This window comes from Patescibacteria group bacterium (genome assembly GCA_041665365.1).
Taxonomy (GTDB): Bacteria; Patescibacteriota; Patescibacteriia; order UBA9570; family UBA9570; genus UBA9570.
In genome coordinates this window covers 57,695-77,657 of record JBAYIY010000003.1, presented here as the reverse complement: position 1 = coordinate 77,657, position 19,963 = coordinate 57,695, and the positions used below count along the sequence as shown (strand labels likewise).

The following is a 19,963-nucleotide window of genomic DNA, read 5'->3' as shown; positions in this document are numbered from 1 at the left end:
TTTATCATTAGACACTGCTATAGTGCGAGCCGAACAATTAATGGATACTATTTACCGCCCGGGTTAATAACATATGTCTGATTATAAAAAAGAGCTGTACAATAATTACGTCACAACCCACACGGCACATCGAAAAGGGGCTGGTTCGTTGGTTGATTTTCAAAACCGGATTTATCCATTTAATCATGAAATGGGTCGATTTTTACCCGTAAATCAAACTGCTAAAATCTTAGATCTTGGATGTGGTAATGGTAGCATTGTGTGGTGGTTACAACAAAAAGGTTATACGGAAGCCAGTGGTATTGATATTAGCCCGGAACAAATTAAAATTGGTGAAGAGTTAGGAGTAAAAAATATTGTTTGTGGTGATCTATTTTCTTTCTTAGAAAAGAATACTGCTCAATTTGAATTAATCATAGCACGGGACGTATTAGAACATTTTTCTAAGCCAGATGTTGTGCGCATACTTCAATATTGTCAACAAGCTCTGGCCGTAAATGGAAAATTGATTGTGCATGTCCCAAATGGAGAATCACCCTTTTTTGGCCGCGTTCGCTATGGTGACTACACTCATGAATTGGCTTTTACCCGTAATACCATAATGCAGATTGGCCAACAATATGGTTTTGCTCAAGTCGATGTTTATCAAATATTTTCTAGAGGTCGAGGTATCCAAGAAACCATGCGACAAATCATGTGGTGGGGCGTTCAAAAAATTTATAAATTACTGCTTTTCACCGAAACTGGAAAAGTGCCATATATTGTGAGCCAAAATTTGCTGGCCATATTGTATAAAAATAAACCACATGGCTAATAGTTCGAAAAAAAATATTTTGTTTATTGGTAATTACCCTCCGCCTTATGGCGGAGTACCGCGTCATTTTGAATATCTCATGCCACATCTTATAAAACAAAATTGGTCTATTCACGTATTATCTGGTGGCAATAGTGGTATTAAGAAACAAGCTGATCTAACTGTCTACAAACCTACCCAATGGCAACGTTATTTTAGTTTTACTCGTCAATTATTTCATCAACCAAATCACCCAGTATTTCAACAATTAAAAAAAGTAGCACGCCCCGATTGGTTGCGTTATATCACTTACATTGAGATGGGACGTCACATTATTGAACAGCATAACATTCAGCTCATTAGTGCTTTTAATATGTATAGTTACGCACCTATCGGAGCCTACTTGAGTGAGGCTTATAACATTCCGTTGATTGTGACAAATTTCGGTGAATTTTATAGTCATAAGACATTTTTTCAAAAAAATCCTAACCTGACTCAATACGTTTGTGAGCGCAGTACAAAATTGTTAGCTATGAGCAAACACTGTGCAGACAGTTATTCCGAAATTGGGTTAAAACCAAATGTTACGGTTATCCCTTATGGAGTAGATATTAAAATGTTCAAACCTGATAATAATGGAGACATTATTCGTAAACGTTTTAACTTAACCCCAACTGACTTGGTGGTTCTTTTTGTTGGTCGACTCTGCCATGATATGGGTTTATCAACTCTATTGGAAGCTATTAATCAACTGGTCTTAAACAAACCATCTATAAAATATATTATTGCCGGTGAATCTGGTGATGCAACTAAAGCAGTCCAACAATTGTCGGAAAAATATCTTAAACGGGTTTTTTTTACAACTTGTATCCCCTTCGATGAATTGCCTTTATTTTATGCCGCTGCTTCAATAGTAGTGGCACCAACTCAAGGAGCCAGGGCTTGCGGTAGTTTGGCGGCCATTGAAGCCATGAGTACTGGTAAACCAGTCATTGCTGCTCAAGTCGGCGGCATTCCAGAAATTATTCAACATAATATTACTGGCCAATTAGTTGAAGCAAATAATTCAGCTATGCTAGCTGAAAATATAGCAAAACTTTCCGAACTATCTCCGGTTAAGTTAAACGCTATGGGTACGGCTGCAAGACAACGCGTTGTAACAATTTATGATGAATCTAAACTAGATCAACAGTTTGAGCAATTCTATAACTCATTACTTGTGCCTCATGAAGACTAGATTAGCTTTTGTTGATCATTCCTTTCATCGCAACACTCATTCCGGCGACTTCTTACGTGAGCTTTTCAGCGAACAATATATTGTTCAAGATTTGTGGGACGATGGTTGGAAAAAGGGTAAAAGTATAACGGCTCAAGCTGTCAATGAAACCCAAGCAGACGTAGTATTTTTTTTCCAATCGCTGCCAACTTTTAGTGAATTGAGAAAAATAAAACCGAAGATTATTTGGGCACCCATGTACGATTCGGTACCAATTCATAATCGAGCTTACTGGTTTGAATTATCCACGATCCCCATTAAAATGTTGACCTTCAGCAGTACTTTACATAGACATTTACTTAACAACCAATTAGATAGTTTGTTTGTCCAATATTGGTTTAACCCAGAAACGTTACCACAAGTAACGGATTACAGTACGATTCGGATATTTTTTTGGCAACGTACCGATATTACTTTTCAACATGTCAAGAAAATTATTGGAAATACTCCTGTTGAAAAATGTATCGTGAAGCTAAATCCTGATCCTCAGTTTGCCGCTAGTCGACCAACCGCTGAAGATATTAAAAAATATCATATTCAAATTGTTGAATCCGGTTTTACAGATAAAACTTCTTATCTAAAGTTACTGCAATCATGTAATGTATTTATTTGCCCGCGCCGTTATGAGGGTATTGGTATGAGTTTTTTGGAAGCCATGGCGATGGGGCTTGTACCAATAGCACTGGATCATCCTACAATGAATGAATATATTCAACATAGTAAGAATGGACTACTATGGAAAAAACTTGAACTATTGTCTTTTGACAACCTATCAACATTAGGTACTCAAGTTCATCAAATTACCACTCAAGGATATACGGATTGGAAAAAACAAACTCAACTCATTTTACAGTTTATGTCTGAACCAGCTCAGGCTAAACGATCATATCAAATTAATTTGCTATTTAAAAATTATTTCTTGAAGGGATTATATACCTTGTACTTAGTTAAACGTCGTTTCTTGGGTGGTACCTACTGAGTCATACGGTCAATACGACGAGAAATATCTAGATGTAATATACTTACCAACCAGCCAGTACACACAAAAAAATACTGGCGAAATCTTTGATAACTCAATGGTTTTGTATAGTGACTAGCAATATGGTACATTTCTAAAACTTGTTGTTTGGTGCGTTGCGCACTTTTTGCATCAGCATAATAGCGCATGTTTGCAATAACTTTTGGAATAATAGCTGGTTCATATTTTTGCAAAAATCGCAACCATAAATCATAATCCATGGCTAGATGATAATCCTGTCGCAACCTACCACATTGATCTAATAAAGTTTTTCTAAAGAAACAGCTGGGCTGACCAATATTATCATAGTCTAACAAATTCTGGCGCACAAAATTGGTTGGTTTAACGATAGTGTATACTTTACCAGAGCGATTCACTAAATTCCAACCGCCATATGCCCATTGGGTTGTAGAATGATTTGTAAAATAATCTAAAACTGCTTGTAAAACATTTGATTCATAGTAATCATCTGAATTTAGATAAGTTATAATGTCACCTGTCGCCAAATTCCAACCCTTATTAATAGCGTCAGATTGACCTTTATCTGACTCACAAATAACTTTAACTGTAATCTTGTGTTGTTCAAATTTTGGTAAATACTCTTGAATAACTTGAGCTGTTTCATCAGTAGAAACAGCATCAACAATAATATATTCAAGCTCATCGACACAAGTTTGTTGTAAGATACTAGAAAATGTTTTCCCAATAAATTGACCCTGATTATATGACGGCGTAATAATTGAAAGTTTCATGAGGGAGTGTAATAGCGATAAAATTCCACATTATCATCTGACCAGTCTAAGCGATAATGCGTTTGAAAAAATGAATCAGTTAATATTTTTTGCCGCCGGGTTTCAAAATTGGTTTTCAATACAGCTTGTTGTTTATAAAATTGCTGATAGTTTTTATCACTGGAAATAGCCTGTTGCGACAAAACTGGATCAACCACTAAATACTTCTTTTCCAATATTAAGTATTGCTCACTAGTACCCGGATCAGAAGCCACATTGGTCAATTCTTGTGGTAATAATTGACTATTTGGAATAAATATATTCAATTGATTCATTTGCGTAATAAACCTAATAGGTGATGAATTTGAGCGCTGTACCAGTTCATATGTATGATCAAATATACTGGCAAAATATGACCTATAAAAAATTGGTGGATTCGTAAAACTACCCACATATAAAATGACTAAACCAACAATTAACCATGAAACATAATTCTGTTTGTAAAATTGTTGTGCCAAATAAACTGTCCCTAAGATGGCTAATAATAATAAATACCATCCACACCTACCTCGATAATAGCTCATTTCTAAAATGCCTGTTTGCGTAGCTAAACCAAATACAAAAGAACTAACTCCAATAAATAATCCAAATAAATTGTGGGCTTTTATACTGTGCCATAGTATAAAAGCTGATATAAAAATCCATAAGTATGCACCGACAGCTAACATATTATTTATTTGTCTAATGTTTTTTACGTTTAAAATATCGATCGCAGACGATACCATGGGCTTTAAGTTGTTTTGATAAAAAGCACTATTTTGTAAATTTGACAATACATTATCAAATAAATAAGGTTTTTTTATACCTACATCCGTTTTACCTATATCTGTGTTTGAATTATTGTTATCATTAAAATTATACTCCTCCATAATATTATCTGTACCATAATTTGATACCACTTGAAAAGAATTATTTTGCTGTTGAACAATCGGTATTTCAGGAAAACCACCCCCACGTTTCAATATTTTTGTTTGCAAAAATACATGTCCTATGCCTACACTAAAAGCGAGCAATGCCAAGCACCCACATATTAAAACATAACGTCTTTGTTTATATTCAAAATTCGTTCTGATAACCATCATCATTACCCACGCCAAACCAATAATTGGTAGTAATTGTATATATAGATAAGGCACAGTTAAAGCTAATCCAACCCCATTTACGAAAAATAAACTATAACGTTGCCAGGTTGTCAGATCTTTTGGACGTGTCAGTAGTTCCAATAAAACTATAAAAAAGAAAAAACTTAAAGCTGATGGAAAAAAACTAATCGTCTGTAACGTCAATTGATTCATTACAGGCAAAGTACACAATAAAATAAATAACACTCGAACAAGCGGTTGTTGTATATAAGTACGTATGAGCCAATAACAAACAATAATAAACAATACCCCTATTATTGGTCCAACAAATCTATAAATATCTACAATGTTTACAAAATACTGTAACGGAAAAAATAATAGGTGAAACCCTGGAGCGTAGTATGTACTATTTAATACGCCTACCTGAAACAAGTCTTGCAAGAAAACTACATGATTATACGTATCATTGTTTCCAGGTGCTGCTGTTGATATAGCATCATAAAAACGAGTATAAATAACGGGCAAAAATATTATGAAACCAATAATTATCTTACTCCAACATAATCGAACTCGTAATGAAGAAATAACGGAGGTACGCTCACTCCATAAACGCACTAAACAATATAAGTTAATCGATATCATGACAGTGACGTACCACAGCGAAAACAACTCTACAATATTAAAACAGTAGAATATATAACCTATTATTATGTGTATGGCCAATGATGTTGGAACACAATATCGAAGTGCTATCTTGAATTGATGTATTATTAATGTTATAGGTAGTAACCCGGCAAAGGCTACTGCAAAAATGTATGTGGCTATGATTAGTACTCCCATAATAGGTATATATTCATTCTACTGCAATAATCATTTTTTCTAATTGAACACCAGAAATCGAGATATCAAACTTTTTAGCCTGTAACTGAGCAGCGTGTTGCATAACCTGATAAGATTTATCATCAAGCTTAATAATTCTTTCTAGGAAGCCGGTTAACATATCATCAGCCTCAAATAAAAAACCGGTTTTACCATTAATAATCGTTTCCTTTGGACCACCGTTATTATAAGCAACCACTGGTGTACCATACATCATTGATTCGATTGGAACAAGCCCAAATGGTTCATTTTTTGAACAAAACACTGTTGCTCTAGCCTTAATATATAAATTAGCTAATTGATCGTCTGATACTGACCCTAAAAAGGTCACTCGATCTTCGATTTTATTATTCTGCGTTAACTTTTTTAAAGTGTTTAAATATTCACCCTGGCCAGCTATGATGAGATTATAATTTGGATATCTCTGAGCTATTTTAGTAAATGAATTGATGAGTAAATCAACATTTTTAAATTTTGTTAACCGACTGACAGTAAAAAAATAATTGTCTTTCGTTAAGGCTGGCGCAACATCTTTGATATATGATGGTGGATATATTACGCCTTGAGTAGTTTTACCATAACATGTCTTATAACTAGCTGCGGCAAACTGGCTATTACCAAATACCAGATCATTTTGTTTTTCTAAATAGACATCAATTAATTTTAAAATGGGACGAAATAGCTTTGCTCCCAACCGCATCAGTGGATTCTTAATAGCATTAATCCAATCTACTGAATGAATAAAGGCACTTGGTTCATTACAATTCCAAATAATTTTTTGATTTTTATGGTTTAGTTTGTATAACCAAGCCCACCAATTTGACGGTAACACTTGCGGGAAAAAAATATAGTCTTTATAACAAGATAATACCAGATTGATTTTAAATTGCCAGATTAATAATAGTGCCCAGTACTGTAATGTATTACTGGGTGGTATTTTAACAAGTTTGAATTTGAGATCGTTATTTTGTTGTAGAAAATCGCTCGTGGCTCCGGCACATAAAATTTCCACAATATATCCGTGGTGTTGTAGATAGCGAGCAAATCGAACTGTTGAGTTAGCGGCACCACCCGGTAGAAAAAAATGTGGAAATAGAAAAAGAATTTTTTTCACACTACTTTATCATTATCTTATTAACACCATCAGTTTATAAGCCAATATGATTTTGAAATAATTAAATTGGTGTAAAAGTAGAATAATAGGATGATTTTTTCCATAAAGTCTTGCTAAACGTAGTTCATCCTGAAATTGTTTTTTATTAACACTACCGCTTTTACTGCCCTGATAATATCTAAAATTTGCGATGTATTTATTTATTACGCCAGCTTGATATTTTTGACCAAGTCTTAACCAAAATTCATAATCCATGCAGAAATTTTCCTGCTCACTAAAATAACCCACTTCATCATGTAATTTTTTCCGCCAAAATGTAGCTGGTTGAGAAATGAAATTTTCACTCAATAATTTTTTATAACTATAATGCTTTAGTAATAATTTTTTGTACCAGGTAATAAATTTTCTAATTTCACGGTCATGTTCATTGATAATTTTACATTGACCAGTTACCCACTGTTTGTTTGGATATTGTCTAAAATATGCCATTACGACATTGATCGCATCCGGCAAATAGGTATCATCAGAATTTAAATAAGCAACAATATCACCCGTTGCTTTTTTTAGACCCTTGTTGATGGCATTAGATTGTCCTGAATCTTTCTCCGACACCCATTGGATGCGCGTATCTTGCTCTGCATAACGTTTAATAATATCAACTGAGCCATCGGTTGAGCCGCCATCAATGATGATGTACTCAAGCTCAAAATCGCCGGTTTGATTTAAGACGCTTTGAATAGTGCGTTCAATAAACTGAACTTGATTAAATGATGGAGTGATGATGGAAACTTTCATATTATTGGGAATAATCTCTTATGCGAAAACCATCTTTTAAATCTTTACCGCGCAACTCAATAGTTAACATTTGATCACCAGCCACACAAGGAAAAGTTGCTAACCAACAACTCTGACTGACACCAGCACTAAAGCCATCATATTGTTGTATAATCATACCTTCTTGTGGATATGGTGTATTGAATAATAACGTTGCATTACTCAATTCCGTGTATGAAATATGTCCAGAAATAATCCAAGCCAACCAACTTATTAAAACTGTGCTAATTAAAACTGTATGCCAAAATAATGACTTTATTTTTAACCATAATTGTTGAATGAAGGACAAACATAAAATTACTGCCCAACTTGCGACAATTCCAAAACCAAAGCGTGATAAATCTGGTGCACTGAATAACCATAAACCAGTAGTAATAACTAAGAGTATAATGATGGAAATATACTGCCGAAAAAAAATTTTAGTTGATTTGAACGACCATATAACAACCCCCACACTGGGATACAGTAAATAGACTAGGTAAGGATGATTATAAATTTTCTGTATAACAGCTACAAACCATTCCCAACGTGTAAGACCTACTAATTCTGTCATGGGCTGATTTGGTGCAAGTGCCCAAGTTTTAATTAGTAGTTTCATATTTTGAACTTCTGCAATAGGTATTTTCCAATCAACGTTGAAGAGATCTAATGTTGGAAATGGATAGATTAAATAACCAGACAAGATAATGTTTCTAATCAACCAAGGTAGTAAAATTACACTGTGTAATAGTATAAAAAGCATTGTATGATAACGGTTATTACGCCACTCTGTTATAATCAACCAAATAAATAAAAAAATCAACGATGCATTAGTTAGCTTCACCGTGATGGCAAACGCTATTAGCATTGCCAAATATAGTAAGTGATATGATCTTTGCTCACTACTATCTTCCGGTAGTTTCAATAGAGCAATAATGACTAAAAATAATAGAATAGCTTGGGGCAGATCTTGCGATGGTGAAGAAATATCATATGGATGAAAAAAACCAAACCAAGGGGTTAACACCAAAAACAAGCCAGCAGCCAATGCTGCATACGATGTTTTTTTGTATAATAAATCATCAATAGCATAGAGACAATAAATAATAAATAAAATCAAAAATAATCCATTAAGACTATGAAAAATTTCATTTCCATTTAATTCAATTTCAACTAACGCTGGGGGTAATAACCAACTAGAATTAAATGCTAATCTCCCTGACAAGTTGCCTAATCCAAGCACAGTTGGATAAATCTGCTCCCAACGCACAGTCTGCCCGTAATATAGGCCGGCATCTGGATGATCAGGACCAATAGATGACTGAAAAGCCGCAATGATTAGTATTGCTATTACAACAAGGTGTAGCCACCATTGTTTAGCGCATAAATACTCGGCGACTTGTTTACCGTGCAAGTAGATAAAGTGGCTATCATATAACCAATAAGTCACACATATACCTAAAATGATCATACGCACTGAACCAGCAATGGGCAAAATAATGGACAGATAAAGTAATAGTACTGTTAACGCCATAAATCCAATGATGGCGATCGTCGGCGGATCAAAATGATTCAATCCTACATCGTGCTGTAACCAACGACTCCATAAACGCAGTATCAGCAAACCAAAGGTATAGATAATAACTGTAATGATAAGCCAAACTAATAGTGTAAATAACATTGTCGAAACTAATCTAGTAGTCTTTTACTGCTAAAACGAAATTATTCATACCAAATTGAAAATAGTGATGTTGAATATTATTAAAACCGGCCTCCTTAAAATACTGATGAAGTAAGGCTTTATTGAAATACAATTTGTGATCACGAATTTCATCTTCACTCACAACATGTAAGCGATAAGCTAAAAATTCTAACACCGGTTTAGCATAGGTAGAAGGTGTGGTTAGTAATACTTTGCCACCTGGTTTTAAAACCCGTTTCATTTCTTGCAATGCTACCTCTGGTTTTTCCAAATGTTCTAAATTAGCCATCGATACTACGATATCAAATGTTTTATCAGGTAATGGCAATGGCTCATTGAGATTGGCTGCTAACATTTCAATGTGCTGAACCGAGCTAGGTCCAACAGATAAATCTACACCTATGCCGCGCTTTAGTTTGGATGCGATCGTATGTAAAAAACCAGCGTCATAACCACACCCTAAGTCAACCACCACACTATTGTCAGGGATATGTCGAACAATTCTTCTTAAACGCAACCAACGTAATAGACTTTCTAAACTAGCTTCTTTACCTTGAAAATGAGCACGTTGTCTGTTCATCAACGTAATAGATTAAATTTAATAATGCACCAGATCGCTTCAATGCCATCTTTCCAACCAATTTTTTTACCCTCACTATAACCACGACCACTGTAAGAAATACCAATTTCGTAAATGCGGCACTGATCTTGTTTCACCAATTTGGCCACTAACGATGTAAATTCTGGTTCAAATCCAAAACGTTTTGAAGTGAGCTTAGGCACGATCAAGTCTGAAACCGATCGAGTAAACACTTTATAACAGGTCTCCATGTCTGTCAGATTCAAATTTGTACACATATTTGAAAATGTAGTTAACATTTTATTCCCAATAAAATGCCAATAATACAAAATGCGGTGTGGTTTACCACCCATGAAGCGTGAACCAAACACAACATCTGCTTTACCTTTCAATATGGGAGCCAATAATTCTTCATACTCAGTTGGGTCATATTCTAAATCGGCATCCTGAATGATGATGATATCGCCACTAGCCTGAACCAGTCCTGTATGCAGGGCTGCACCTTTTCCAGTATTAACTTTATGAAAAAATACTCGATGACTGGTTTGATAAGATTCAAGTAGCGCTCGACTACCATCGGTTGAACAATCATCAACCAGAATAATCTCTTTTTGCAAATGACCCACTGAAGCCTGCTCTACTGCCTGGATAATAGCCGGTATCGTCTTGACTTCATTGTAGACAGGGATAATGATTGAAACTATTTTCATAAATGTTGCATAGGACTAGTAAACACTATGCGTGAATTAAACCAATAATTCCAGATCATGGCCACTAAGGATGAAATAATGCGAGATGTCAGATACCATATGCCCAATAGACTGGTGCAAATATACAATACAGAGTTGTTAATAACAATACCCACTGTGATAACAAATAGAAATTGAATATACTGCTGCCGATAGTTTGTTGACGCACTGTTAAATGAAATTGTCTTATGTAAGAAAAAACTAATAATAGAGATGATCAGAAACGAAATAACACCCGCATATAAATACCATATTTTAAAAACATCTGTTAATGTATATAAAATAGCCAAATCTAATAGACCACAACTGCCGCCAATCACAAAAAAAATTGGAAAGCTTCCATATCTTTGACGTACTGCTGTAATAAAATTTTGTACAGTTCGCAACATGATTAGACTTTTAATAGTTCCTTAAAATAGCTAATTGTTTTTACTAATCCTTCTTGCAAAGATATGGTAGGTTCCCACTGTAATTTAGTGCGAGCGAGTTGAATATTTGGCTGACGTTGTTTGGGATCATCTTCCGGAAGTGATTTAAATTCAAGTTGACTATGACTCTCTGGAATAAACTTGAGAACTAAGTCAGCTAATTGACGAATAGTAAACTCTTGCGGATTTCCTAAATTAACCGGACCAATAAATTGCTCTGTGTTGTTCATCATAGCAATCATGCCATTAACCAAATCGTCAACATACTGAAAACTCCTCGTTTGAGAGCCGTCCCCATATAACGTGAGGGGTTGATTCGTTAACGCTTGAACAATAAAGTTAGATACAACTCGCCCATCACGTGGATGCATGTTAGGGCCATAGGTATTAAAAATTCTAGCCACTCTAATATCTAAGTGATGTTGTCGATAATAATCAAAAAATAAAGTTTCAGCACACCGTTTACCTTCATCATAACAAGCACGAAGGCCAGTCGTGTTGACATTTCCCCAATACGCCTCAGTTTGAGGATGAACACTGGGATCACCATAGATTTCAGAAGTAGAGGCCTGAAAAATTTTAGCCTTTACTCTTTTTGCTAGTCCCAACATATTAATGGCACCATGAACTGATGTCTTTGTAGTTTGCACTGGATCAAACTGATAATGAATTGGAGAAGCTGGACAAGCTAAATTGTAAATTTCATCAACTTCAACATAGAGTGGAAAAGTAACATCATGACGTAGCAACTCAAAATGTGGATGACCGATTAAATCGAGCACATTACGCTTACTACCCGTATAAAAATTATCAACACACAATATATCGTGTCCATCAGATAATAAACTACGACAGAGATGTGACCCAATAAAACCAGCACCTCCAGTAATTAAAATACGTTTTGAATCGATTCTATTCATATCATTTCTTTATTATACCAATCAACACTTTGTCTAATTCCCTCTTTCAATTCAATTTTTGCCTGCCAACCCAACTTATTTATCCGCGACACATCTAACAATTTCTGGGGTGTACCATCTGGTTTAGTATTGTCCAACACAATTTCCCCGACAAAACCGGCGGCTGTTTTTACCAGTTGGGCAATGGCCATGATCGTGTGATCTATACCGGTACCGATATTAACAATGTCTTTACCGTCATAATTATTCATTAAAAACACAACGGCATTAGCTAAATCATCAACGTGCATTAACTCACGGCGCGGTGTGCCAGTACCCCAAACAGTGACAGTCGGTGCCTGAGATTGTTTCGCTTCAACAAACTTACGAATCAACGCGGGCAACACGTGGGAATTGTTCAGATCATAATTATCACCCGGGCCATACATGTTAGTTGGCATTACGGAGATGTAGTTGGTACCATATTGCACATTTAATGCTTCACATAATTTTATACCGGCAATCTTGGCTATGGCATAAGGCTCATTAGTGGCTTCCAATGCGCCAGTTAAAAGATACTCTTCTTTAATTGGTTGTGGGCAAAGTTTTGGATAAATACAACTACTGCCTAAAAATAATAGTTTTTTGACACCGGCTTGATAGGCACTCCAAATGACATTATTTTGAATTTGAATATTTTGGTAAATAAAATCTGCTCGATATAAATTATTAGCCTGAATCCCGCCTACTTTGGCAGCCGCCATAAAAACATAATCTGGTTTTTCTGTCTCAAAAAAAGCCTTAACCTGGGCTTGATTGAGTAAGTCTAATTCACTGTGCGTTTTTGTAATCAGGTTTGTGTAGCCTAACGTTGTGAGCTGCCGCATGATCGCACTGCCCACTAAACCACGGTGACCGGCTACGTATATTTTTGCAGTGAGTTCCATCATGCAGCTAAATGTCCTTTTTCTTTAGCAAAATAATCGTAATCAGCTAAAGCCATAATTTTAGCTAATTCAGTAAATCTCACTTTTGGTTCCCAACCCAAGATTTTTTTTGCCTTACTATAATCACCGATTAATAAATCTACTTCAGTCGGCCGAAAATATTTTGGATCAATGTTGATAATTTCTTTACCAGTTTTAGTATCAATCCCTTTTTCGTTTACACCGGAGCCTTGCCAAGTAATGTCCATGCCCAACTCTTTACCGGCCACTTCGATAAATTCACGCACCGTGTGAGTTTCATTAGTGGCTACCACATAATCATCCGGTTTATCTTGTTGCATCATTAACCACATCGCTTCGACATAATCCTTGGCATAACCCCAATCCCGTTTCGCATCGATGTTACCTAAATATAATTTTTCATCGATGCCTAATTTAATTTTGGCTAGAGCGCGAGTAATTTTACGGGTGACAAATGTTTCACCACGGCGCGGTGATTCGTGATTAAATAAAATGCCGTTGCAGGCAAATAAATTATAAGCTTCGCGATAATTGCGCGTAATCCAATAGGAATATACTTTAGCCACCGCATAGGGTGACCGCGGATAAAACGGTGTCGTTTCGGTTTGGGGCACAGCTTGCACTAAACCAAACATTTCCGAACTAGAGGCTTGATAAAACTTTATTTTATCACCGGCATCACGAATGGCATCGAGAATTTTTAATGTGCCTAAGCCAGTGACCTCACCGGTGTATTCCGGAATATCAAAACTCACCCGCACATGACTTTGGGCACCTAAATTATATATTTCATCTGGTTTTAATTCACGAATCAAACGAGCTAGATTACTACCGTCACTTAAATCGCTATAATGCAAAAACAAATTCACGCCATGCACGTGTGGGTCTTGATAAAGATGGTCGATCCTCCCCGTGTTAAACGTACTGGCACGCCGAATAGTACCATGTACAGTATAACCCTTGGCTAGTAATAACTCAGCTAAATAAGAACCATCTTGTCCGGTAATACCAATAATTAAGGCTGTTTTCATAGGTGTCATAGTTATTTTTTTAATGGTTCCAGGGCTTTATCCCGCACCCGGTTTTCTAACCTTTTTTCTAATTTTGTCACTAATAAATAATTATGAAAGGTTAAAAACAGTATAATTACAAAAGCAATGATAGAAAATAAATCAAACGCGCGCGCAATACCCAATTTTTCGGTCACAAAATTAAATCGATTCGGTAATAGTGTCACTAAAGCAAAGCCTAGCCAGAGTATTTCCCAGATAACAAACTGATAGCGATTAAACTCATGCCGCTTATAATGTAAAAAAGATAGATACATCATTACTAATCCGAAGACGCTGGCAATAATTTGAATATTAGTCATATTTTAGATGAATTTCCACCTTAGAATTTGTAATAAAATCTTAATACCATCAAAGACTGTAGTGCCTTTATAATTATCGTGATAAATCGTAGCGATATCGAATTCGGCATAATGTAAATGATGATCCCCCGTGCGCACGATCATCTCGGTTTCGGCTTCATAGCCAGTGCTGTGCCAACGTAAATCTTTATAAGCATGCGCAGTAAACACACGATAGCCGGATTGCGTGTCATGAATCATTACTTTAAATAAGAAACTAATCAGTTTTGATAAGAATTGATTACCAATGAGCATCATCATGGGCATTTTACTATTAAACTGACGCATACCAAAGACAATATCGAGTTTGTCATCTTGTAATTGTTTAATCATGCCAGGAATACTAGCCGGATTATGCTGCCCATCGGCATCGAGTGTGACAATCACATCAGCTTTCAGTAATAATGCTGCATCACAGCCGGTTTTTAAAGCCGCTCCCTTACCTAAGTTAACATCATGCTGCAAAACAACCACTGTTTCCCCTAAATCATTAATCATATCAGCCGTACCATCATTTGAACCATCGTCCACTATTACAACATAATCAACATGTAAGCGCGTTTGTTCGACCACACTTCTAATGCGTTTTGCTTCATTTCGAGCCGGAATAACCGCAGCGGTAATCATAAATGAGCCCATACTATTACATATATAGCCTTGATTGGCAAGTCGTGGTATCCTAACGCTACTATGCGCATATTAGTGACCGGTGGAGCCGGGTTTATTGGTTCCCATATTGTTGATGCCTACGTCCAGGCTGGCCATCACGTGATTGTAGTAGATAGTTTACAACATGGTTTTAAAAAGAATGTGCATCCAGCCGCAAGATTTTATCGAGTCGATGTGCGCAATCAAACTAAGTTACAACAGATTTTTATTACGGAGAAACCTGACGTAGTGAATCATCATGCCGCGCTCTCAGAAGTGGTGATATCGATGCGTGATCCTGATACTACTTTAGATGTGAATGTTTTAGGTACAGCCAATGTTTTACGCTGTGCTACTTTAGCCGGTACAAAAAAAATTATCTTTGCCTCAACTGGCGGCACCATTTATGGTAACGCCAAACAGTTGCCTACTAAAGAAACTGCACCGTTAGAACCAATCTCAGCCTATGCTGCCTCTAAACAATTGGGAGAAAACTGGATCCAATACTATCACCGTGCCTTTGGTTTGCATTACACTATTTTCCGTTATGGTAACGTTTTTGGTGTCAGACAAGATCCACACGGTGAAGCTGGTGTCGTAGCTATTTTTGCACAACAATTGTCCCAACATCAACCAACTACTATCTTTGGTCAAGGTGACAAAACGCGCGATTATATTTATATACCAGATGTTGTGGCGGCTAATATATTAGCTTTACAATCAGGTAATGATCAAATCTATAATCTAGGTTTAGGTAAACCAATTTCTGATCAAGTTGTTTATACCACTATAGCTCAACACTTCCCACAATCCGGCAAACCACATTTCAAAAATATCCGCGCTGGCGAAGTGATGCATACCTATATCAATGCCACTAAGGCCAGACGTGATTTAGGTTGGAAACCACATTGGAGTTTTGCTACCGGAGTAGCCGATTATGTCGAAACCATTTAAGGTAATTATCTCACTGGTGCTTGTGCTGGTTCAAGCTGGCTTGGTTGGTGTTTTACCGTACCTCATGTATGGTTGGTTTTTAACCACGCCGGATGCTGGTGGTTGGTCGTGTGGCGCGCAGACTTTAGCTGATACCGGCCAATTCAGTACAGGACACACCGGAGATTTAGGTTATAATTTTAATATCTGTTGGACCTCTAGTACCTATCCAGGTTTGCAATATTTCCTGGCCGGAATCATCAAACTAACCCATGTACCCGGCTATCACTTAGTGCCGGTTGTATTAGTGTTAACTTTAATGACACTAGCTGGTGTGCTATGGGCAATTGGTTGGGTCACATCACGTTCATTGTTGGTGGCTACTATAACTGGTTTAAGTACCAGTTTGGTACCAATTGTATTGCGCGCTGAGATTCTAACCCCACAAAATTTAATTGGGTATTGTTTGATTAGCATTTTAGTTTTATCACTAGCCCTGATTGTTACTACAAAAAACTGGTGGTTATGGTTTTTGGTTATACCGGTCACTGGATTATTAGGCTATATTCACTCATTGAGTTTTGGCGTAGCTGGCGTTACCTGTGCCGTGTGGTTTTATTTATGGTATCTGCCTAACTGGAAATGGAAACTGGTGATTGGTATTTTAGGTTTAGTTGGTTTTGGCTTGGTGTGGCAGTTTGAGATATTGCCAGTGTCACTGCATGAGGCGGTTAATTTGTTTAAGAGTGGCGCTTACTCCGGCTATGATCACCCACTGTACGATCACCCGGCCTTTCTTGGTTATGGTTTAGCGGCACTGGCCGTAATTGGTTTGTTATTTTATAAAGATAAAAGATCAGCGGTGTATGGTTTGATGATTAGTTGGTTAGTTGTTCCCCTAATTATGGGTCATCTATCTGTGATTGGTTGGATACTATTACCGGATAGATTTGTGGCTTACTGTTGGTTGGGAGTAGTCTTATTAGCTGCCGTTGGGATTGAACAATTACGCACGATGATTAAATGGCCGGCGTGGTTATGGTTAGGATGTGTCTTATTAATCTGGAGTGCTCAATTAGCGCATACCGTTGTTTACATAAAAGACGATATCACCGGTTGGAGTAATAGATTCAAACCACAAGCTGAATTTATCACAGCGGTGCAGTGGTTAAATACCAACCAACCTAATGATGGTGTGCTAGTGGGTATTATGGCCGCGGCCAATCGAGAAATTACGTTTGCCCCCTTGTGGTACGATGGACCAATTGCATCATATCCTTGGTATAATTTGAATCATCGCAATTTAAAATCATTTAAAGCTAATAGCTCTTTATACAAAACCGTATTTACTGACCAGACTAGTGCAGAATATTTGCGTGTCCAAGCATTCTATAATATTATAGCCAAACCAAATTCACCTGAAGCTTACCCAGCCGCACAACAATACCACTTAAGTTATTTAATCATGCCGAAAGGCTCTCAAGCTGACATTATTTGGCAAACCGCTCAGCCAGCTTCATTCCCCCAAATATATGAAAACCAAACCTATCGTATATATAGTCTGCGTTAACCTGATAGTAATACTATTGGTGTCGTTATCACTGTGGGTGATTTATTTAGCTTTGTTAGGTGACACTACTTTGTTAGGTGATCCCTATTATGAAGATCAGATCTTAGCCCCCACCCGCGCTTTTGGTCCCTGGTCTTTTATGTTGCTTGTAATGATACTGGCCATAATAGCCAAAATAACTGAACCGGCTAAAAGTTAAATATGATTATCCTAGTTACCGGTGGCGCTGGGTTTATTGGTTCACACCTCATTCAAGCGCTACACCAAGCTGGTCATGTAATTGTTAATGTCGATGAAATGAATGATTATTATAATCCGGTGTTTAAAATACAAAATTTGGAATTATTTTCAGCTTACAAAAATTATACTTTCTATAAAACCGACATTTGTGATCGAGTAAGTTTAGAAAAAATATTTGAAACCCATCAGCCTGACGTGGTGATTCATTTGGGGGCGCGCGCTGGGGTGCGTCCGTCTGTGCAGAATCCGGCGTTATATAAAAGAGTCAATTATGAAGGGACAAAACAATTAGTCGATTTAGCCAAACAGTTTGGGGTGAAACAATTTATTTTTGGCTCAACCTCGGCGGTGTATGGTAACATCACTCCCCCCTTCTCAGAATCAATCACTAATCTATCTCCTGTATCACCTTATGCCGTCTACAAATTACAAGCTGAACAGTACCTATCCAAAAAAATATTACCCACCACCATATTGAGATTCTTTACCGTGTATGGCGAAAGGGGCCGCCCGGATATGGCCCCATATTTATTTACTGAAGCCGTGTTAAACCATAAACCGATTCATAAATTCGGTGACGGTACTACCAGCCGCGATTATACTTACATTCAGGATATTATTTCTGGAATTATGGCGGCTATCAATCACCCGTTAGATTTTGAAATAATTAATTTAGGTAACCACCAAGCTGTATCATTGAATGACTTTATCAAAACTTTAGAAAATATTACCGGTCAAACCGCCGTGATCGAGCCACAACCCAGCCAAACTGGCGAGATGCAACACACTCTAGCTGATATCAGTAAAGCTCGAAGATTATTAGACTATTCGCCAACCACATCACTCCAAGTCGGTTTGACACAATTTGTAAACTGGTATAAGACACACCGGTTATGAAACTTGCTGTCTTAGGAAACACCCCAGAATTGTCCGCTTTGGAATTGGGTGTGGATTACACCGGTGGACAGGTTGTGTTGATAAATCCCGTAGGGGTAATTCATGAATTACCCCTACGGGATTTGGGTGGTACGGTTAAAATTGCCGACCAGATTGATGGAAACATTGATGAAATTTATCAATTATTAGAACAGATTCCGGCTGATCATAAATTGGTATTTGGGTTCAGTGTGTATGCCGGTGATGAGACAATATCAGCTAGTATGATTAATGATAAAAACCATCAACTACGGGAATTGGGTTTAACTTGGAAAAAAAAATTACGTGAGGGTGGTCGATCGGTTAGATTTGTGGTGAGTAATGAAACTAATTTATCATCAGTCATTGTCACCAAAGAACACTTGTTACGCGATCAAACCGATTTTATTGTGGCTCTCTATAAAGATAAAACCATTTTCGGTCGCACTACTGCAGTGCAAGATTTTAAAACCTTTTCTCAGAACGATTATGGCCGCCCTAAGCGAGATAGTTTTTCCGGCATGCTGCCACCCAAAGTAGCCAGAATGATGCTAAATATTGCCCGTCCGATGAAATCTAATACCATTTTGGATCCATTTTGTGGTTCCGGCACAGTTGTGCAAGAAGCATTACAATTAGGTTATACCTCTGTAGTTGGCAGTGATATTTCCCCACAGTGTATTGCCGATACGCAAGCCAATTTATCATGGGCAAAATTACCTGAAGCCAAATTAATCTGTGCGGATGTTTTAAAATTAAAAGATCATTTATCAAATCAAGCTGTTGATGTTATTGTGGGAGAAGGTACACTTGGCCCGGTACAGTTACATAACATTAACCAAATCAAACAACAACTCACGGATTTTTATAGTAAAGTTTTTATAGAATTATCTAAGTTGTTAAAACCAACTGGCCGTATGGTGTTAGCACTACCAGCTTGGAAACAATCTCAGGGTATACTCCAAATGGATTTAGACCAAGCCATTAAACAAGCCGGCTTCACGGTATTTCATAAACCGATTTTCTATGGTCGCGATCAGGCTAGGGTGTTACGGAAAATTTATTTTTTGAAACGAACCTAGACCTCTCCTCCCCAGCCCTCCTCTCCTTCATCAGGAGAGTAGGGAGTAAGAACACAAAAATAGATTCAACAT

General features: G+C 37.0%; 20 protein-coding genes. 8 read left to right on the top strand and 12 right to left on the bottom strand.

Features of this window, described 5'->3' with window-relative positions:
• Positions 1 to 73 precede the first annotated feature (73 nt).
• The 3 genes from WCV88_02270 to WCV88_02260 are packed head-to-tail and all read left to right on the top strand — an operon-like array spanning position 74 to position 3,048.
• Positions 74 to 814 carry a class I SAM-dependent methyltransferase gene (locus WCV88_02270; protein ID MFA6475007.1) on the top strand — a complete coding sequence of 247 codons (741 nt, stop codon included), beginning with the start codon at positions 74 to 76 and terminating at the stop codon, positions 812 to 814.
• Positions 807 to 2,030 carry a glycosyltransferase family 4 protein gene (locus WCV88_02265; protein MFA6475006.1) on the top strand — a complete coding sequence of 408 codons (1,224 nt, stop codon included), beginning with the start codon at positions 807 to 809 and terminating at the stop codon, positions 2,028 to 2,030. Before WCV88_02270 ends, WCV88_02265 begins: the two co-directional genes overlap by 8 nt.
• Positions 2,020 to 3,048 carry a glycosyltransferase gene (locus tag WCV88_02260; protein MFA6475005.1) on the top strand — a complete coding sequence of 343 codons (1,029 nt, stop codon included), beginning with the start codon at positions 2,020 to 2,022 and terminating at the stop codon, positions 3,046 to 3,048. Before WCV88_02265 ends, WCV88_02260 begins: the two co-directional genes overlap by 11 nt.
• On the opposite strand, the gene WCV88_02255 is transcribed toward WCV88_02260, so the two are convergent.
• From WCV88_02255 to WCV88_02200, 12 genes are all read right to left on the bottom strand, one after another.
• Entirely contained in the window at positions 3,042 to 3,839 is a 798-nt protein-coding gene (locus tag WCV88_02255; protein ID MFA6475004.1) for a glycosyltransferase family 2 protein, read from the bottom strand. The genes WCV88_02260 and WCV88_02255 overlap by 7 nt on opposite strands.
• Entirely contained in the window at positions 3,836 to 5,602 is a 1,767-nt protein-coding gene (locus WCV88_02250) for a hypothetical protein (GenBank protein ID MFA6475003.1), read from the bottom strand. Before WCV88_02250 ends, WCV88_02255 begins: the two co-directional genes overlap by 4 nt.
• Before the next feature lie 211 nt (positions 5,603 to 5,813).
• Complete coding sequence (locus WCV88_02245; GenBank protein MFA6475002.1) at positions 5,814 to 6,953, bottom strand: glycosyltransferase family 4 protein; 1,140 nt, start codon at positions 6,951 to 6,953, stop codon at positions 5,814 to 5,816.
• Between the two features lie 12 nt (positions 6,954 to 6,965).
• Complete coding sequence (locus WCV88_02240) at positions 6,966 to 7,748, bottom strand: glycosyltransferase family 2 protein (protein MFA6475001.1); 783 nt, start codon at positions 7,746 to 7,748, stop codon at positions 6,966 to 6,968.
• Position 7,749: 1 nt separating this feature from the next.
• Positions 7,750 to 9,447 carry a hypothetical protein gene (locus WCV88_02235; protein MFA6475000.1) on the bottom strand — a complete coding sequence of 566 codons (1,698 nt, stop codon included), beginning with the start codon at positions 9,445 to 9,447 and terminating at the stop codon, positions 7,750 to 7,752.
• A 13-nt stretch (positions 9,448 to 9,460) separates the two neighbouring features.
• The gene (locus tag WCV88_02230; GenBank protein ID MFA6474999.1) at positions 9,461 to 10,048 is read right to left on the bottom strand and encodes a methyltransferase domain-containing protein; all 588 of its coding nucleotides are present in this window, start codon (positions 10,046 to 10,048) and stop codon (positions 9,461 to 9,463) included.
• Positions 10,048 to 10,758 (bottom strand): glycosyltransferase family 2 protein, encoded by a 711-nt coding sequence (locus tag WCV88_02225; GenBank protein ID MFA6474998.1) that lies wholly within the window; start codon positions 10,756 to 10,758, stop codon positions 10,048 to 10,050. Before WCV88_02225 ends, WCV88_02230 begins: the two co-directional genes overlap by 1 nt.
• 430 nt (positions 10,759 to 11,188) lie before the next feature.
• Complete coding sequence (locus WCV88_02220; GenBank protein ID MFA6474997.1) at positions 11,189 to 12,145, bottom strand: UDP-glucuronic acid decarboxylase family protein; 957 nt, start codon at positions 12,143 to 12,145, stop codon at positions 11,189 to 11,191.
• Positions 12,142 to 13,071 (bottom strand): GDP-L-fucose synthase, encoded by a 930-nt coding sequence (locus tag WCV88_02215; protein MFA6474996.1) that lies wholly within the window; start codon positions 13,069 to 13,071, stop codon positions 12,142 to 12,144. The genes WCV88_02220 and WCV88_02215 overlap by 4 nt, the downstream gene beginning before the upstream one ends.
• On the bottom strand, positions 13,071 to 14,123 hold the full coding sequence (gene gmd / locus WCV88_02210; protein ID MFA6474995.1) for a GDP-mannose 4,6-dehydratase: 1,053 nt from the start codon (positions 14,121 to 14,123) through the stop codon (positions 13,071 to 13,073). The genes WCV88_02215 and gmd overlap by 1 nt, the downstream gene beginning before the upstream one ends.
• 11 nt (positions 14,124 to 14,134) lie before the next feature.
• A complete protein-coding gene (locus WCV88_02205) occupies positions 14,135 to 14,464 on the bottom strand; it encodes a DUF2304 domain-containing protein (GenBank protein MFA6474994.1) in 330 nt (109 codons plus the stop codon).
• 3 nt (positions 14,465 to 14,467) lie between these two features.
• Positions 14,468 to 15,142: a glycosyltransferase family 2 protein gene (locus WCV88_02200; GenBank protein MFA6474993.1), complete on the bottom strand. Its 675-nt coding sequence runs from the start codon at positions 15,140 to 15,142 to the stop codon at positions 14,468 to 14,470.
• A 51-nt stretch (positions 15,143 to 15,193) separates the two neighbouring features.
• Here WCV88_02200 and WCV88_02195 point away from each other — a divergent pair, with 51 nt between their 5' ends.
• The 5 genes from WCV88_02195 to WCV88_02175 are packed head-to-tail and all read left to right on the top strand — an operon-like array spanning position 15,194 to position 19,891.
• Positions 15,194 to 16,105 carry an NAD-dependent epimerase/dehydratase family protein gene (locus WCV88_02195; protein ID MFA6474992.1) on the top strand — a complete coding sequence of 304 codons (912 nt, stop codon included), beginning with the start codon at positions 15,194 to 15,196 and terminating at the stop codon, positions 16,103 to 16,105.
• Complete coding sequence (locus WCV88_02190) at positions 16,089 to 17,654, top strand: hypothetical protein (protein ID MFA6474991.1); 1,566 nt, start codon at positions 16,089 to 16,091, stop codon at positions 17,652 to 17,654. Before WCV88_02195 ends, WCV88_02190 begins: the two co-directional genes overlap by 17 nt.
• A complete protein-coding gene (locus WCV88_02185) occupies positions 17,617 to 17,853 on the top strand; it encodes a hypothetical protein (GenBank protein MFA6474990.1) in 237 nt (78 codons plus the stop codon). Before WCV88_02190 ends, WCV88_02185 begins: the two co-directional genes overlap by 38 nt.
• A gap of 2 nt (positions 17,854 to 17,855) precedes the next feature.
• Complete coding sequence (locus WCV88_02180) at positions 17,856 to 18,791, top strand: NAD-dependent epimerase/dehydratase family protein (GenBank protein ID MFA6474989.1); 936 nt, start codon at positions 17,856 to 17,858, stop codon at positions 18,789 to 18,791.
• The gene (locus WCV88_02175; GenBank protein MFA6474988.1) at positions 18,788 to 19,891 is read left to right on the top strand and encodes a methyltransferase domain-containing protein; all 1,104 of its coding nucleotides are present in this window, start codon (positions 18,788 to 18,790) and stop codon (positions 19,889 to 19,891) included. Before WCV88_02180 ends, WCV88_02175 begins: the two co-directional genes overlap by 4 nt.
• The last annotated feature ends 72 nt before the right edge of the window (positions 19,892 to 19,963 follow it).